This is a genomic window from Paenibacillus sp. S33, assembly GCF_053615415.1.
The window spans coordinates 5,072,625-5,087,978 of the sequence record NZ_JBSIEZ010000001.1 but is presented as its reverse complement, the minus strand read 5'-3'; the positions used below and the strand labels follow the sequence as shown (position 1 = coordinate 5,087,978).

General features: G+C 46.9%; 16 protein-coding genes and 3 pseudogenes. 9 read left to right on the top strand and 10 right to left on the bottom strand.

What is annotated here, in order from left to right:
* Positions 1-43 precede the first annotated feature (43 nt).
* Positions 44-538 (top strand): GNAT family N-acetyltransferase, encoded by a 495-nt coding sequence (locus tag ACWGXJ_RS23095; RefSeq protein ID WP_039271600.1) that lies wholly within the window; start codon positions 44-46, stop codon positions 536-538.
* Positions 539-634: 96 nt separating this feature from the next.
* Here the strand turns inward: ACWGXJ_RS23095 and ACWGXJ_RS23090 are convergent, their stop codons facing one another.
* Both ACWGXJ_RS23090 and ACWGXJ_RS23085 read right to left on the bottom strand, forming a co-directional pair.
* Positions 635-1,183, bottom strand: a complete 549-nt coding sequence (locus tag ACWGXJ_RS23090) for a GNAT family N-acetyltransferase (protein ID WP_028540721.1) — start codon at positions 1,181-1,183, stop codon at positions 635-637.
* Positions 1,184-1,267: 84 nt separating this feature from the next.
* Positions 1,268-1,993: a hypothetical protein gene (locus tag ACWGXJ_RS23085; RefSeq protein ID WP_039271598.1), complete on the bottom strand. Its 726-nt coding sequence runs from the start codon at positions 1,991-1,993 to the stop codon at positions 1,268-1,270.
* A gap of 207 nt (positions 1,994-2,200) precedes the next feature.
* Between ACWGXJ_RS23085 and ACWGXJ_RS23080 the strand changes: the two genes are divergently transcribed.
* Positions 2,201-3,880 carry a glutamine--tRNA ligase/YqeY domain fusion protein gene (locus tag ACWGXJ_RS23080; RefSeq protein WP_250266836.1) on the top strand — a complete coding sequence of 560 codons (1,680 nt, stop codon included), beginning with the start codon at positions 2,201-2,203 and terminating at the stop codon, positions 3,878-3,880.
* Between the two features lie 180 nt (positions 3,881-4,060).
* Here ACWGXJ_RS23080 and ACWGXJ_RS23075 read toward each other — a convergent pair.
* Positions 4,061-5,283 (bottom strand): annotated as a pseudogene (locus ACWGXJ_RS23075) (MFS transporter).
* A gap of 197 nt (positions 5,284-5,480) precedes the next feature.
* On the opposite strand from ACWGXJ_RS23075, the gene mobA reads away from it, so the two are divergent.
* Both mobA and ACWGXJ_RS23065 read left to right on the top strand, forming a co-directional pair.
* Positions 5,481-6,161 (top strand): molybdenum cofactor guanylyltransferase, encoded by a 681-nt coding sequence (gene mobA / locus ACWGXJ_RS23070; RefSeq protein WP_039271594.1) that lies wholly within the window; start codon positions 5,481-5,483, stop codon positions 6,159-6,161.
* A gap of 85 nt (positions 6,162-6,246) precedes the next feature.
* The gene (locus ACWGXJ_RS23065; RefSeq protein ID WP_039271593.1) at positions 6,247-6,861 is read left to right on the top strand and encodes a LysE/ArgO family amino acid transporter; all 615 of its coding nucleotides are present in this window, start codon (positions 6,247-6,249) and stop codon (positions 6,859-6,861) included.
* Positions 6,862-6,872: 11 nt separating this feature from the next.
* On the opposite strand, the gene ACWGXJ_RS23060 is transcribed toward ACWGXJ_RS23065, so the two are convergent.
* Together ACWGXJ_RS23060 and ACWGXJ_RS23055 are read right to left on the bottom strand one after the other, a co-directional pair.
* Positions 6,873-7,133: a DUF3592 domain-containing protein gene (locus ACWGXJ_RS23060; RefSeq protein WP_452567660.1), complete on the bottom strand. Its 261-nt coding sequence runs from the start codon at positions 7,131-7,133 to the stop codon at positions 6,873-6,875.
* Between the two features lie 94 nt (positions 7,134-7,227).
* Positions 7,228-7,413: pseudogene (locus tag ACWGXJ_RS23055) on the bottom strand (VOC family protein); the annotation flags it as partial.
* A gap of 2 nt (positions 7,414-7,415) precedes the next feature.
* Between ACWGXJ_RS23055 and ACWGXJ_RS23050 the strand changes: the two are divergent.
* Positions 7,416-7,612, top strand: a pseudogene (locus tag ACWGXJ_RS23050) (Lrp/AsnC ligand binding domain-containing protein); the annotation flags it as partial.
* 104 nt (positions 7,613-7,716) lie between these two features.
* On the opposite strand, the gene ACWGXJ_RS23045 reads toward ACWGXJ_RS23050, so the two are convergent.
* From ACWGXJ_RS23045 to ACWGXJ_RS23030, 4 genes are read right to left on the bottom strand one after another with little or no spacing between them, the layout of a single operon-like run.
* Complete coding sequence (locus tag ACWGXJ_RS23045; protein WP_452567659.1) at positions 7,717-8,649, bottom strand: 1-phosphofructokinase family hexose kinase; 933 nt, start codon at positions 8,647-8,649, stop codon at positions 7,717-7,719.
* Between the two features lie 56 nt (positions 8,650-8,705).
* Positions 8,706-9,020 carry a DMT family transporter gene (locus tag ACWGXJ_RS23040; protein ID WP_013312355.1) on the bottom strand — a complete coding sequence of 105 codons (315 nt, stop codon included), beginning with the start codon at positions 9,018-9,020 and terminating at the stop codon, positions 8,706-8,708.
* Entirely contained in the window at positions 9,020-9,361 is a 342-nt protein-coding gene (locus ACWGXJ_RS23035; RefSeq protein ID WP_452567658.1) for a DMT family transporter, read from the bottom strand. Before ACWGXJ_RS23035 ends, ACWGXJ_RS23040 begins: the two co-directional genes overlap by 1 nt.
* Before the next feature lie 44 nt (positions 9,362-9,405).
* Entirely contained in the window at positions 9,406-9,999 is a 594-nt protein-coding gene (locus ACWGXJ_RS23030) for a TetR/AcrR family transcriptional regulator (RefSeq protein WP_348623754.1), read from the bottom strand.
* Between the two features lie 205 nt (positions 10,000-10,204).
* On the opposite strand from ACWGXJ_RS23030, the gene cls reads away from it, so the two are divergent.
* On the top strand, positions 10,205-11,716 hold the full coding sequence (gene cls, locus ACWGXJ_RS23025; RefSeq protein ID WP_039271582.1) for a cardiolipin synthase: 1,512 nt from the start codon (positions 10,205-10,207) through the stop codon (positions 11,714-11,716).
* 34 nt (positions 11,717-11,750) lie between these two features.
* Here cls and ACWGXJ_RS23020 read toward each other — a convergent pair whose 3' ends face one another.
* Positions 11,751-13,247: a phospholipase D family protein gene (locus ACWGXJ_RS23020; RefSeq protein WP_452567657.1), complete on the bottom strand. Its 1,497-nt coding sequence runs from the start codon at positions 13,245-13,247 to the stop codon at positions 11,751-11,753.
* A 235-nt stretch (positions 13,248-13,482) separates the two neighbouring features.
* On the opposite strand from ACWGXJ_RS23020, the gene ACWGXJ_RS23015 reads away from it, so the two are divergent.
* The 3 genes from ACWGXJ_RS23015 to ACWGXJ_RS23005 are packed head-to-tail and all read left to right on the top strand — an operon-like array spanning position 13,483 to position 15,220.
* Positions 13,483-13,908 (top strand): DMT family transporter, encoded by a 426-nt coding sequence (locus ACWGXJ_RS23015; RefSeq protein ID WP_452567656.1) that lies wholly within the window; start codon positions 13,483-13,485, stop codon positions 13,906-13,908.
* Between the two features lie 59 nt (positions 13,909-13,967).
* Complete coding sequence (locus ACWGXJ_RS23010) at positions 13,968-14,672, top strand: Crp/Fnr family transcriptional regulator (protein WP_452567655.1); 705 nt, start codon at positions 13,968-13,970, stop codon at positions 14,670-14,672.
* Between the two features lie 56 nt (positions 14,673-14,728).
* Complete coding sequence (locus ACWGXJ_RS23005; RefSeq protein WP_322158843.1) at positions 14,729-15,220, top strand: DMT family transporter; 492 nt, start codon at positions 14,729-14,731, stop codon at positions 15,218-15,220.
* The last annotated feature ends 134 nt before the right edge of the window (positions 15,221-15,354 follow it).

The window sequence follows — 15,354 nt, the reverse complement described above, 5'->3', positions numbered from 1 at the left end:
GTTATTGCTTCAGGAAAGCCTTCACAGGAAGGATTGAAAGGAATTGTTTACAAGTCAACCCTTGACGATACGTCATTCGGAGATGAAGGATGCTCCTGATCTGATCGCGCTGGATGAATTGGTATGGAATGAACGCACGGCTCCCGCTTCATTGTCTTGGAAGTCGCGTGGAGAGTTTCTGCGCAATACGCCTCCAGGCTCTCAACTGGTTGCCATCGAACAGGAAGTACTCTGCGGCTATATTGGATTTCGTCCTCCAACGCTGTTGGCTAGTAACTGTCATGTACTCGAAATAAATATAGCTGTACATCCAGCTTATCATCGCAAAGGTATTGGGACGGCCCTCATGAACTCCATGAAGGACATTGCAGCTGCGGAGGGCATACGTAAGTTGAGTTTGCGTGTACTCTCATGCAACACGGAAGCCCTTATGTTTTATGAAAAAAGCGGTTTCGCGATTGAAGGACGTTTGCATGAGGAGTTTTACATAGCAGGCCAATTCGTAGATGATGTGTTAATGGCCTATTTCTTAAAATAGGCGGGAGGCTACAGACAGCAATTCGTTGTATGCCCGGCCTAAACCAACAACGCCGCAGACCTGATCAGGTCTGCGGCGTTGTTGTACAATACAATATTACCGTAGTTGCTTCCATTCATTTTGGAGCATACCGTACACTGCGTGGTTCATGTAGCCGTCGGGCAGCAATTCCGCTTCGCGTACAATGCCTTCGAGCACAAAGCCCAAACGTTCTGGAATACCGCGGCTGCGGCGGTTCGTAGTTGCGCAACGGATTTCGACCCGATGCAAGTCCAGCTCCATCAAAGCATATTCAACGAATACGCGGCAGGCGCTAGTCATTAGACCTTGTCCTTCGTACCCGTGTCCAAGCCAATATCCGATGCTAACGGAGCGGTGAGTCCAATTGATCTCATGGTAGCTGATGATGCCAGCAAGCTCGTTGTCTATCCAAATTCCGGCGGTCAGACTACCGTTCTCTGCGGCTTGTTTCAAGGCGCCCTGCACGAACTGCTCTGTGTGGCTGATTTCCGTGGTAGAGTCTACCCATGGAAGCCATTGACGCAGGCGGTCACGGGACATTTCGATCAGCTCAAACAGAGGCTGCACATGCTCCTTGGTGAGCGGCCGAAGGACTGTGCGTTCGTCCAACGCATATGTAAACATGATTGATCCCCTCTTTCACTCGGAAAATCGCTAAACCAGCCAGTCTAGCATTTAATCCCATGCTACCTTATTCTGCGAGAGTCGTCAAAAGGGAGAGGAAGCTTCAAATTCAATAGGTCCCACCCGGAACCGTTCATGCTCGTATACATATTTTAGATCCAAATCCCCTACAAATTCGGTTGGGGATACACTGCCAGATACAGTGGCTTGCAGAGGAAGCTGTTCAGCATCATACATTACGACAGAGCTAAAATCGAGATACTTTGTAAATTGGGCTGGATCATCGTAAAATACGGATGCTTTAGGGTTTATCGTGTGTGTAACACCATCAATCGTGACAGCAATATGAACCTGGCGGTTGTGGTCACGTAGCTCCACTGAGCTATGTACGCGCTGGGACACAGCATCTACTGCCGATTCGACCGCATATTCTTCCATCGTGCGTGCGTTAACAATATGCAATTCCTGCAATTCGACACCCGTTCCCGAGGCACGCGTGAGGATCACGACGGCTTCACGGACACCATCCCCGTTCACATCCCTGTAAAATAATTGTGGTGCGGTGGAGATATCCGCCGAGCCTGACCATCGGAATGTGCGGCGTTGCTGGCCGATTTCCAGTACAGCTGATTGGAATAATCCCTGTGACGGATTAACGGCATATAAGCGGACGGATGAGTCTTCTGGAGCGCTGGCTAGCGGACGAGATTGTACGGTTTCGTTCACTGGGTCCGATGAAGGATGGCCGGAAGTCATGACGGAAGAGGACAAAAGCATAGACAGCAGGATCACAATGAGCAGCTTAAACACGGGTGGGTCTCCTTTTCCGGGCAAAATAAAAGATATATACACTATAACGAATTTATTTGCCGAAAATGTTAACTCTTTTTCATAACTTGTCACTTTTTTTGCTGAAGAGAGCATAAGGATTTTCATTTTATTGAGTTATGCGGTGTGAAAGGGTATATTTAAGGGAACAGGTTTTACACAGATTATACGGAAGAAAGGTTGATTAGCGTGGAGAAGCCGATCACTCCCCCCAATTTTATTAAAAATGTTATTGAAGAGGATTTACGTACGGGTAAGGTAAAGGAGGTCGTTACACGATTTCCGCCTGAACCAAACGGATATTTGCATATTGGACATGCCAAAGCTATCTGGATCAATTTCTCGTTGGGAGATGAATTCGGAGGACGCACAAATTTGCGTTTTGACGACACCAATCCGGCGAAGGAAGACACGGAATACGTGAACTCCATTCAGGAGGACGTGAAGTGGCTCGGTTATGAATGGGAGGAAAAACATTTTGCCTCCAATTATTTCGAAGAAATGTACAAGCGTGCCATCCTGCTGATCCAAAAGGGTAAAGCCTACGTGGATGATCAAAGCGCGGACCAAATCCGTGAAACTCGTGGCACATTGACCGAACCGGGGCAAAATAGCCCTTATCGGGATCGCAGTGTGGAAGATAATCTGAAGCTGTTTGAAGAGATGCGTGCAGGCAAATACCAAAATGGTGAAAAGGTGCTGCGTGCCAAAATTGATATGGCTTCAGGAAATATTAATTTACGTGATCCGGTTATTTACCGCATTTCACACACAGCACATCACAATACAGGCGACACATGGTGTATCTATCCAATGTACTCCTATGCTCATCCGCTGGAAGATGCGATTGAGGGAGTAACGCACTCACTCTGTTCGCTGGAATTCGAAGATCAGCGCCCGCTGTATGATTGGGTTGTAGCTGAATGTGAGATGGAAAAGGTACCGCACCAATACGAATTTGGACGGCTGAACCTGGCTCAAACCGTAACCAGCAAGCGTAAGCTCAAGCTTCTGGTCGATGAAAAGCACGTAGATGGTTGGGATGATCCGCGTATGCCGACGATTTCCGGTTTACGTCGTCGCGGCTACACGCCGGAAGCCATCCGCAGCTTCGTATATGAGACAGGCATTTCCAAAGCCTACGGAGTCATCGATTTGCAGGTACTGGAGCATTTTGTACGTGAGGATTTGAAGCTTAAGGCACCCCGCACCATGGCAGTCATAGATCCGTTGAAGGTGGTTATCACAAACTATCCTGAAGGACAAGTTGAAATGCTGGAGGCGGAAAACAATACTGAAAATCCGGAACTCGGTACACGTCAAATACCGTTTTCCCGTGAGATTTATATCGAGCGTGAGGACTTCATGGAAAATCCGCCAAGCAAATACTTCCGTTTGTTCCCTGGTAATGAAGTACGTCTCAAGCATGCCTACTTTATTAAATGTAACGATGTGATTAAGGACGCAGACGGAAATGTAACGGAAATCCACTGTACCTATGATATAGAAACCAAGAGCGGATCAGGCTTTACTGGACGTAAAGTGAAAGGCACGATCCACTGGGTAGAGGCTACTCAGGCTGTACCTGCCGAATTCCGTTTGTATGAGCCTTTGATTAACGCAGAGAACACGGAAGAGATTGAAGAGGATGCATCGGAAAAAACATTCCTTGACCAATTGAACCCGAACTCTTTAGAAATTGCTCATGGTTATGTCGAGCCGAACATGAAAGAAGCTCAATCACAGGACAAGTTCCAATTTTTCCGTCATGGTTATTTCAGTGTCGATCCGAAGCTTTCCCAACCGGGTAAGCCTGTATTTAACCGTGTTGTATCGTTGAAAAGCTCTTTCCAATTGCCTAAGCAATAGGCTGGTGGAAAGTGTGGGAGAGATGGTAGCTTCGTGCGACCAAGTTGAAAAGGAGTCTGCCGTCGGCAGACTCCTTTATTTTACGCATGCACACTCTTTATACATGATCATTGACTTGACGATACTCTATTGTCTTTGCTAACGAGCCAGAAGGGAGGATAGCTCATTCCTCTAGTGTTGTTAAGGGGCTTCTTCTATTCGTTTGTGCCCGCTGGCAGTCCTGGCTGATAACCGTTCTTGTACAGCATATACCACATGATAGCGAATCCCGCAGATCCAAGTAGGGCGAAGAACACCCCTGCATGGTACATCATTTCTCCACCAAAGTTCTGGAATAGCCATCCTCCCGCAAAACCTGCTACGATACCGGATATACCACTCCAGGTCAAGGTATATACGGCCTGTCCGGATGATCGGTATGCTGCAGGGGTAAATAGGACGGTCAACTGGGTGCCTACATAGAAGTATCCACCGAAGGTGACGCAATGAAGTGCCTGAATGAACACAATCTGAATCGGGTCTGTGGCCAGAGCCATCAGTTCCCAACGTAAGGCAAACAGCAAACTGACGAGTGCCAAACAGCCAACCATCACAGTCATTCTTTTCTTCAAGAAGCGATCAAACAGCAAAAATACAATAATTTCGAATACCGATGACATAAAAACAGCAAAACCAAGCATCTGTTTGGACCCACCCAGCTCGGTGATGTACAGGGACATAAAGGCGCTGTTGATCGAATTCGGGATGGATACAAGGATGCCCAATAAAATAAAGGATATAAAGTATCCGTTCATTAAAACACTGCCAAAGCCGCGTAAATGGATGGTTGCTGTCTCCACAGTGCTTTTCAGTGGTGGAATCGACAAGGTGCAGATCAAAGCAGCCAGAAGAAGTACCGTAAAGATGGTGGATATGCTGGATATCCCCGTTTGGTCAATAACTATGCCGGCAACTGCTGCTGTCACTGCCCAACCGAAAGAGCCCCATATACGGAATGCACCAAATTTCCGGTCTGTGCCCTCAATATAACTGAGAATCAGGCTGTTGCTTTGCGCAAATAAAGGGCTTTGGAAAAAATAAAAACCAATCATCGACACATAAATCATGATATACGTATGGACATGAAACAAAGCTTGTAGCAATAACAAGGTACCTATAATCATAAATAGCAGAATACGTCGGAGGTTACGGCTCCGGTCGCTTGTATAGCCCCAAAAAGGGTTCGCAAATACGGATACAAAAGGCCCGATGGCCATCAGACTCCCGATCTCCAGCTTGTCCATGCCGATATCTTGCAGATACAACGGGAAGAAGCTGGAGAAAATGACCATAGCTCCATATAGAAAAAAATTATACAGTTTTAAGGAATATAGAGGAGTCTCTTGAATTTCTCTCTTTTGCAAGACAAGCCATTCCTTTCTTAGCCCGATAGAGAACTGCGCATCGATGCCGATCTGTGGGGAGGTTCTTTATTCCAATGTATCATGTGTTGAAAGGGTTAACAAACCAATAAATTAACAATTATGTAATAATTAAATTTTGTTCAAAAATTCATATGCATATTTGCAATTGTTTTCTGAAAAAAAAGGAGGATTTATTTATGAAAGTGACTGGTATTATCGTCGCAGGAGGACGTTCCAGCCGAATGGGACAGGATAAGGCTTTGCTTGAGATCAATGGAGCCACTATGCTTGAACGGACGTATACTACATTGCAGCAGGTTGCCCAGCGGGTTGTAATAGTCACTCGTGACAACCAAGGATATGGTCTGAGTGGTATGGAAACTGTGTCTGATGTTTTTCCAGGTATGGGACCCCTAAGCGGTATTCATGCGGGATTATCTGCATCTACTACGGAGTGGGGAATGGTTGTCGCTTGTGATATGCCTTTTATACAGCTAGAGGTGCTGCAAGACCTGCTCGTTGTAACTGAGAAATGGACGGAGTTGCATGGAACGACGGAACCAACATTGCAAGCAGTAATACCTTCTATGGATGGACGTATACATCCGTTGCTGGCTGTGTACCATCGGAGCGTGCTGCCGTCTGCCGAGGAATGTTTGCGCAATAGACAGCTTCGTCTCACCGATTGGTTGAACAAGCTGAACGTTCGTTATGCGACGGTAGAGGATTTGCCGCGGGTGAGTGAAGACATGTGGCATAAGGCCGCGTTCAATATGAATAATCCGCGGGACTACGAGCTTGCGTTAGAGCAGTTGAAGCATAGTGTACAACAGAACACGCAGAACGTGAAGAATTTAAAGGAAATACGAGAGGATTAGAAACGTACAAGCTTCCTGCGCGAGGACTATTTAGGAGAGCAAATACTAGAGAAATATGATGGACTAAATTTGGGGGAATATAATTATGCTGGAAGCTATTATCCATGCTGTTTTATTGGCATTGGGATTGATTTTGCCTTTGGGGGTACAAAATGTATTTGTATTTAATCAGGGGGCGTCCCAGTCGCGGTTTCGCAATGCACTGCCTGCTGTCATTACAGCGGGTGTCTGTGATACAATCCTGATCACGCTTGCGGTTGGGGGCGTGTCTCTTATTTTGCAGCAATTTCTATGGCTCACGAACGTACTCTATGCGGCGGGCTGTTTGTTTCTGCTGTATATGGCCTGGACTTTATGGAGATCGAAGGCAGCTTCCTCGGGAGAAAGTCAGGCGATGCGGCCGAAACGCCAGATGATTTTTGCCGCTTCGGTATCGCTATTGAATCCACATGCCATACTCGACACGGTTGGCGTAATTGGAACCAGCTCCCTCCAATATGACGGCGGGGAACGCTGGGCCTTTGGTCTGGCCGCCGTGTCCGTATCTTGGATATGGTTTATCGGTCTGGCAACGGCAGGGCGTCTCGTGGGACGTATGGATTCAGAAGGGAAGTTTGGGACTGTGCTCAACAAAATATCGGCACTGATTATTTTAGGCCTGGCAATGTATATGGCGATAAATTTTATTACCAGTATGTGATCCAAACCTGGTTAGAAGAAAAATTTCAATACAGCGAATACCCCGCTCAAAGCAAAGGGAACACCGATCAAAAACAGCATAAAGGCCAGACAGCCTGCACTATTTACACCGCCTGCAATTCGGGCGTCCCGAGGGTTAGATGGATTGTATAATACCTTAATCTTGCTGCCAACCCGGTTGAGGCTTAGGTTGGTGGTGCTATAGATGAGTAGCAGTCCAATCAGGCTGAACAATGGCATCAGCAAATCGGAACTAAAATGAAACCAATACACATTGAAATCAATTGAGATGATAATCTACTCCTTTAAACAAAGCGATAATCAATATATCGGATGTTTTTTAGGAATCGTTTAATAGCTATGAGAATTACTTATTGCTAGATAAGGACATATCAAAATCAACATCCTCGATAAATTCGATAACCTCACCATTGGGGCTGTGGACTAATGCATTTGTTACAACTAGAGGAGGTTCGCCAAGTGTAAGCTGATTGGGTTCCACAAAGGTTCTTGCTCCGTGGGTAAGGGCTTTTTGATATATTTCATCCACATTAAGAGTTGGTTGAATTTTGTAGAGAGGCGAAGGATGTTACCGATTATTTCGCATCAGTGGGGAATTTAATTATCTCATTAAGGTACAAACCGCGTCGGTAGAGGAAATTGCAGAGCTTCAGGATTCATTAGTTAAGCTGGGGCCTTCGAAGTCGCATATTTGTATGAAAAATATACTAGAAAACAGGGTTTTGCTGTAAGCAACTCGAAAAGCCACATTTGGAATATAGAGCATCCGGAATAACTGTATTTGTGAAATGAAGATAAGCGAATGCTTGGATGAAATAAAAAAAATGACGCTGAATTACAACAGCGTCACCGTAATGCCCTGCTCCAGACGCTTCACGTCCTGGAGCTCGATCTTCCCGGCCATGGCGTGCAGAGCTGCCGCTGTGCCGCAGGCCGCTCCCTGCCGTAGCATGGCAGGGAGATCCAGCCCCGTAGCTGCGCCGGTGACCAGCCCGGCGACCATAGCGTCACCGCTGCCGAGCGCGCTGACAATGTCCGCGTCTGGCAGGCTCACGCGGTAGCGCGCATCGTGCGTTACCGCCAGCGCCCCGCGCGCGCCGAGCGAGATGACGGCCAGCTGCGCTCCGGCTTCCAGCAGCTTCGATGCCGCCGCTTCAGCGGCATCCGGGCGCGCGGCGTCAATTCCCGCGAAGCGAGCAGCCTCATCCTCGTTAGGCTTCACGAGGTCGGGCTTTCCGCGCAGCCCCAAGCGCAGCGCCTCACCGCTCGCGTCCAGCGCCACCCGCGCGCCGCGTGCCTTCGCCAGCGTGCACAACTCGGCGTACAGATCGGGCGGGCAGCCGGGTGGCAGGCTGCCGGAGAATACGACCCAAGCCGATTCCTCGGCAAGGGTCTCGATTTTGCGCCGCAGTGCGGCTAATTCAAGCGGCTCAACGGTCGGTCCGCTCTCAATCAGCTCGGTCTGCGTGCGCGCGGACGGGTCGAGCACGGTAATGGCGAGACGGGTCTCCCCATGTGCCGTTTCAATGAAATCGGCGCTTACGCCTTCTGCGCTCAACCCGTCAATGAGCAGCCGTCCCGTGTGTCCGGCAGCAAACCCGGTCGCTCGTACTGGCTCGCCTAGCGTGCGAATGACGCGGGCGGCATTCACGCCCTTGCCGCCCGGCACCGTCAGGCCGCCTTCAATGCGGTGAACGGCATTCAAACCGAAGCCTGCAACCATGTAGATTTTATCCACAGCCGCGTTAAGTGTTACGGTGGTAATCACAAGGCATCACTCCTTTAAGATCAGCAATTTGCAATATTTGATGCCATTCGCTCATGCTAAGATATCAGCTTTAATCCCAACGCTGCGGCAAGAATCATGGCGATGAATAAAACACGCAGTACGCTTTTTTGTTCACCGTACAAGAACATGCCTGTAATTGTGCTGCCAACCGTTCCGATGCCTGTCCATACGGCATAGGAGGTGCCCATAGGCAAACTTTTCATGGCATAGCTGAGTAGAGAGAAGCTAAGAACAAAGGATAGGACCATAAGCACTAAGGACTTCCAGCCTTTGCCCACCGTAACTCCCTTCATACCAATGACTCCTAACACTTCCGAGCACCCCGCGATAACCAATGCAATCCAAGCCATTATGCGCCACTCCCTTCCTGAACATCACGGTCGGTAACTAACTTCAGGCCGACCACACCTGCCAGCAAAAGGGCGATTAATAGCGTTTTGGACCATTGAAACGGTTCTCCGAATAGCAGCATTTCGCCTACGACTGTTCCCCCCGTCCCTAGTCCGGTGAATACAGCATACACTGTGCCTACAGGCAGTCGGTTCGCAGCCTTAATGATTAAATAAAAGCTGGCCACCACGGCCAGCACGGTTACAATCCAGGCGAGTATAGAGTCCGCATGCTTCAAACCCGATACCCATACAACCTCAATCAGACCTCCAACAAAAACGTAAATCCAACTGCGATTCATGATGAATGTTCTCCTTAAAAATAAATTTTATAAGTTCGACGGCTTCACGCTTCATGAGGTGAGGTTAACGTAATCCCACGCCAAAAAATAGGCCATGCAGCGTTCAGCCTTCGGTGGTAGTTGATGCTTCCACTGTACAGGAGCTCCACCATGATTCCGTCCACCAGGGTCATGTAAGCCAAAGCCACATCCACTGGCTCCATATGCCCAAAGGGTTCCCGATCCCGTGTATTCCGGAGGCGGCGAGTTAATTTTCGCTCCATTTTATCCAGAAAAGGATTAACAATATCCAGCACCTCGTGATACAACGATACAGGCGGAAAGAAGGAAAAGCGAAGCATAAACTTGGCTGAGTCGTTGCTCTCATATTCCTGTCCCATCCAAAACAAGAAGTCATGCAGGGTATGCTTAAGCGGCTGATCTTTACGTTCCGTAAAGTATTCGAAAATACGTAAATTCTGCTCTTGAAAAGCGTACCTAGCCACCTGTAGAAACAGATCCTCCTTGCCTTGGAAATGCGCGTATATAGACGGTTTTCGGATACCAACCTCAGCGGCAATACAGCTCAAGGAGGCTCCCTCATACCCATTGGTGGCAAATTGAAAAAGAGCGGCCTTTCGAATCTCTTCCATCCCCATTATTGTCACCTACCTAACGTTCGTTAGTTTATTCTTGCACGAAAAAAAGCAAGTGTCAACCCAGCATCATTGCGTTTTGTATAAAGCTTTTCTTTGGATTTTTTTTATCAACATTTTAATAAAAAAGTGGGAAGAAATAAGGGGCTCATGTACAATATAATGAAGAATACTTGTCAAATGCAGTCCACTGGAAGTGAGGTTAGTTATGAGGCGAAGCTTACTGGCCGTATTGATCGCGGCTATGGTGTTTATTATTTATTATTTTGGCTTGTTTAATTACATCGGCAAAAATGAAGGAACTGTCATCAGTATTTTTTCCACCCTGACAGTGATCTCCATCAGTCTAATTATTTTTACGGAGAATCGTAATCCCTCCACTACGATGTCCTGGATTTTGCTGCTGGCATTGCTGCCAGTCGTTGGACTTCCTCTTTATTTTCTGTTTGGGCAAAATGTATTCAAGCGTCGCAAGTATGATAAAAAGGCATTGCGTGACCAACAGGCTTACGACCGCATAGAAAAGGATGCTTTGCGAGTCAAACGAGATCTGACCTGCTTTACAGGTGAGCAGCAGCAGTTAATGCGTTTGGCCCGCAGACTGGCCCGCTCCCCGATTTATTTTGCGACAGAAACTCAAATTCTGAACAATGGAGATGAAACCTTCTCCACTTTGCTGGAAGAACTGCGCAAGGCGCAGCATCATATCCATATGGAATATTACATTTTCCGGTCGGATGATATCGGTACCAGCATTCAGAAAATTTTGATCGAAAAGGCTAAAGCGGGTGTTAAGGTTCGGTTTATGTACGATGCGGTGGGCAGTATTCAGTTGTCGAAGTCATTTTTGAAGGAAATGAGAGATGCAGGAGTAGAGGTTGTTGCGTACGGCGGCGCTCGGATCTTGTTCTTCTCCAGCCGGGTAAACTATCGTAATCACCGTAAAATTGTAGTCATCGACGGTAATATCGGATTAATTGGCGGTCTAAATGTGGGAGATGAGTATCTCAGCCGCAACAAAGCCTATGGCTTTTGGCGTGATACGCATATGATTGTGAAGGGCGAAGCTGTACGGACGTTGCAGCTTATATTTCTACAAGATTGGCTTCACATGACGGGTGAGTCGGTGCTCGATAGCGAATATCTGTCTCCCAATATTGAACCAATTACGGACGGAGGCGTGCAGATTATTGCCAGTGGCCCGGATAATGAGCGGAGAGTGCTCAAAAATCTCTTTTTCTCCATGATCACGTCCGCCCGAAAATCAGTCTGGATTGCCACTCCTTATTTTATCCCGGATGAAGATATCCTGACTGCCTTACGGATGGCTGCTCTATCCGGCTTGGACGTTCGTATTCTGTTTCCCGCTAAACCGGATAAATGGCTACCGTTCCTCGCGTCTCATTCGTACTTCCAGTCGTTACTGGAGGTTGGAGTCAAGGTATATGAATATGAAAAGGGGTTCCTCCACTCCAAGCTCCTCATCATTGACGGGGAAGTTGCGACGATCGGGACAGCCAATATGGATATGCGTAGCTTTCATTTGAATTTTGAAGTTAACGCTCTGTTAATTCAAACGCACAGTGTGCAGCAGATGGTAACAGACTACGAACGAGACTTGCACTCTGCCAGTCTGATTGTACGTGAAGAATTCATGAAAAAACGTCTGTTCAAACGTTTGATGGAATCGCTCGCGCGGCTGCTTTCACCGCTGCTGTAAGCATAAACGAATTCACTACAGCAGTATCCCGTAGTTAAAATGTAGTAAAGCCTAAAATATCCTGTAGACGGTATATAATATCTTTCCAAAATGTTGAATGATCCTCGTAAGCTGCTAGATCCAAACTGTATTCAGCCCCCTGATTATTCCATAGCTTATCAAAATAGGCCGCAACCTGTCGGGTCAGCTTGCTGTCCGCCGGAGCGGCCACCCACAATTCATTTTCCAGATTCAAATCATCCAGATTACGGGGGGTCAGATTGGTAGAGCCACCCCAAATGATATGCTCTCCTTGCGCCTTGGCGATATAAATCAGTTTGGTATGGAACTGCTCATGGGTGGTATGATACCAGCGAATTTGAATGTTCCCGCCCGATTTATCGGACAACTCCTGGGCAACCGGACGATTGGGGATGCCGATTTTTTCCTGACCAAACGCGTTTTGATTGGGGTCCAGCAGCAATTGGATGTTTACACCGCGGGCAGAGGCATCCAGCAGGCTGTTCAATACTTTGCGGTCAGCCAAATAAAACATGCCCATATGAATGCTGTCACCTTTCTTCGTCTGCGCAATGCCATCCAGAACTGAGGTGTACACCTTGCCCTCAGTTAGATACTTGATCCGATAGCTGTCCTTACTCGATGGAACTTTGGGTTCGGCCTGTGGTGTATAGGCAGGAAGCTGTCCACCGCCCGAAAAGTCCAACACTGCCTGCTCTGTTTGTAAAATGTCTCCGATGATAGGCCCCTTCACCTCCAGCGCTACATTGGAGTGATAGGCGCTCGCGTCGTGCACGTTGCCTGTAGAAATGAGCGCTGTCTGTTCGTTGGCAACCAATTTTCGGTGATTGGCCTTGACGTTCAACAGCTTAAGATAGGAGCGAGCCGTAACATCAGGTCCGTCACTGGCCATCAGGTTGGGAATCCAACCTGTGCCCTGCTGCCCGAACCATTGGAAAAAGGTACGCCACACTGCCGAATAGATGGGGGTGGAGTCCCGCAACGGGTCTACATCGGTCTGCACGACTTGAATCCCTGCTCGCTTCATATTCTCCAACAAAGGATTGGGGGCAGAATTGTAGTTGGTATTGACTTCATCTGTAATGAAAAAGATAGGCATATCCGGATGAGCTTTCTTTTTGGCAATAAGATGATCGGTCATTTGTGCGCTGACTTGGGGGAAGTGCTGACCTTTATGCTTATAGTCATTGAACAGAAACAGGTCGATGACAATAAATTGTTGGGCTTCATCAATGATCCCGAGCATACGATTCAAAATTTGACCTTCATGCTGTGCAGTGCTTCCATCCCCGGTGGGATAGGTCAAATCTGTCCAGAAGTTTACCTCATGGGTCGAATACTCCTGACTCTCATAAGAGACGAACGGAGGCAATGGTTTATGGGTCTGATACAGCATGACGGCAATCAGCCAGAGGATAAGTACCAGAATGGCAATGTTAAAAGCCCGACCCTTTTTCTCAGTTTTTCTTTGATATTCCGGCACAGAATGCAGCGGATCACGTGTAGTCATATGACGATCAACTCCTCAATTGAATGCTGCATTCCATTTTATCGTGCCGGAACATGCAGTTTTATGATGGGATACTGTCAAGTTATTAACGCAAGTGTGCAGGATTGACGCGGATACTAAATGGAATGAATTGGAGGATGTTTTACTATTTGTTGAGGACATATGTCCTTTATAGGAAGTCTGCCCTATAATTTAATATATAGAAAAGTCATTTACATGGGGAGAATAACGATTTATGAGAGGAATCTTGTTTGCTTTTCTGGGAGGGGCGTGCATTACGCTACAGGGGGTAGCGAATACACGGATTAGTCAGGATATCGGTACATGGCAGGCGGCCACTGTTACTCAGCTAATAGGCTTTATTTTGGCAGCATTAGTCTGGATGTTTACAAGGGATGGCAATATGGCTGAACTGAAACAGGTAAAGCCGATGTATCTTTGGGGCGGTGCCTTTGCAGCAATTATTATATTTAGTGAAGTCACGGCAATCCAACATATTGGGGTTACGTTCACGATCTCGGCGTTGTTGATTGCGCAGTTGTGTTTAACCTTCCTGGTAGATATTAAGGGATGGTTCGGTATAGTGAAGCAAAAGATGAAGCTGCCACAATTTATAGGTATTGGTATGATGATCGCGGGTGTAATTATTCTGAAGCTTTAAAATAGAAATTTAACATGTAAAGAAAGCTTAGAATGTAGAGATTGAAGGTGAGCTTAGGAATGAGAGAAATTCAGGATCAAGAGCAGCTAAAATATTTTTTGCAGCTGCATGAGTTGGAATCCATACTCTACGAGCCACTACATCCTTATTTGTCGTTGCATCGTTTGGAGCAAGGGGAAAAGCTCTGTTTACAGGGGGACCCCATCGAGCATCTATATATACTGGTGCAGGGCAAGGTCAAGATTTATACCAGCTCTACAGAAGGGAAAACCCTGATCCTTTGCTTCAAAACACCGATCGAGGTTATAGGAGATGTTGAATATATTCGGAGTAGTCACGTCATCAACACAGTAGAGGCAGTGTCTCCGATCTATGTGATCGGTATTCACCACCAATGGATGAACAAATACGGCAGAGACTATGCTCCTTTGCTGCAATTTCTATTGGATATTGTCACGCGAAAGTTTTGCCTGGACTCCGACTTTTCCAGTTTCAATCTCATGTATCCGGTGGAAGTCAGGCTGGCGAGCTACCTGCTATCGGTTTCTTTTGACGAATCGAATACGGCTTTTCATGAGGAATTACGTGCATCCAGTCTGGTAGATGTGGCGAATTTGATCGGAACCAGCTATAGACATCTCAACCGTATTATTCGCAAAATGATTGAAGATGGATGGGTTGAACGGACAAAAGGCTACATTGTCATTCGGGACAGAAAAGGTTTGAGTGAACTGGCAGGACATAATATTTATGAATCATTGTAATATAGGCATTTATGAAAGCGGAAGAATATCAAGGATCATCAAGGGAGAGTTAACATATGTTATTAGGAATTGTATTGGCGATTATCGCAGGTGCCTTGGTCAGTCTGCAAACGATATTCAATAATAAGGTGAATGAACGGACAGGATCGTGGGCTACAACAACATTGGTGCTGGGAACAGGGTTCGTGGCTTCCTTACTCGGAAGTCTTATTTTTGAAGGGAAAAATACATTTACTTTACAGCATATGCAGCCGTGGTACTGGTTCAGTGGCATGATTGGTGTCGGTGTTGTGTTCTGTCTGGTGCAAGGAATGAAGCGACTTGGCCCGACCTATGCGATCTCCATAGTATTGACGGCGCAATTAGGCACGGCCCTGTTGTGGGATTCGTTAGGATGGCTGGGATTAGAAAAGATTCCGTTTACCTTTAACAAGTTGATCGGAGTATTGGTCATTATCGGTGGTATTCTGGTATTCAAATTTGGACATGGGCGTACGAAGGAACAAGCGGAAAGCATTTCATCTATACCTGATTCGATGAAGGGATGAGGAGAGTGTATGACCTTTATCTTGCTGGGATAGGGATCGTCCTTTCGAGTAGGCATTTTGCAGAAAAGCGGCAGCTCAATTAGGAGCGGCTTTTCTGTAGAGTTTCCGAAATAACTGGTTTATTGCGAATTTTG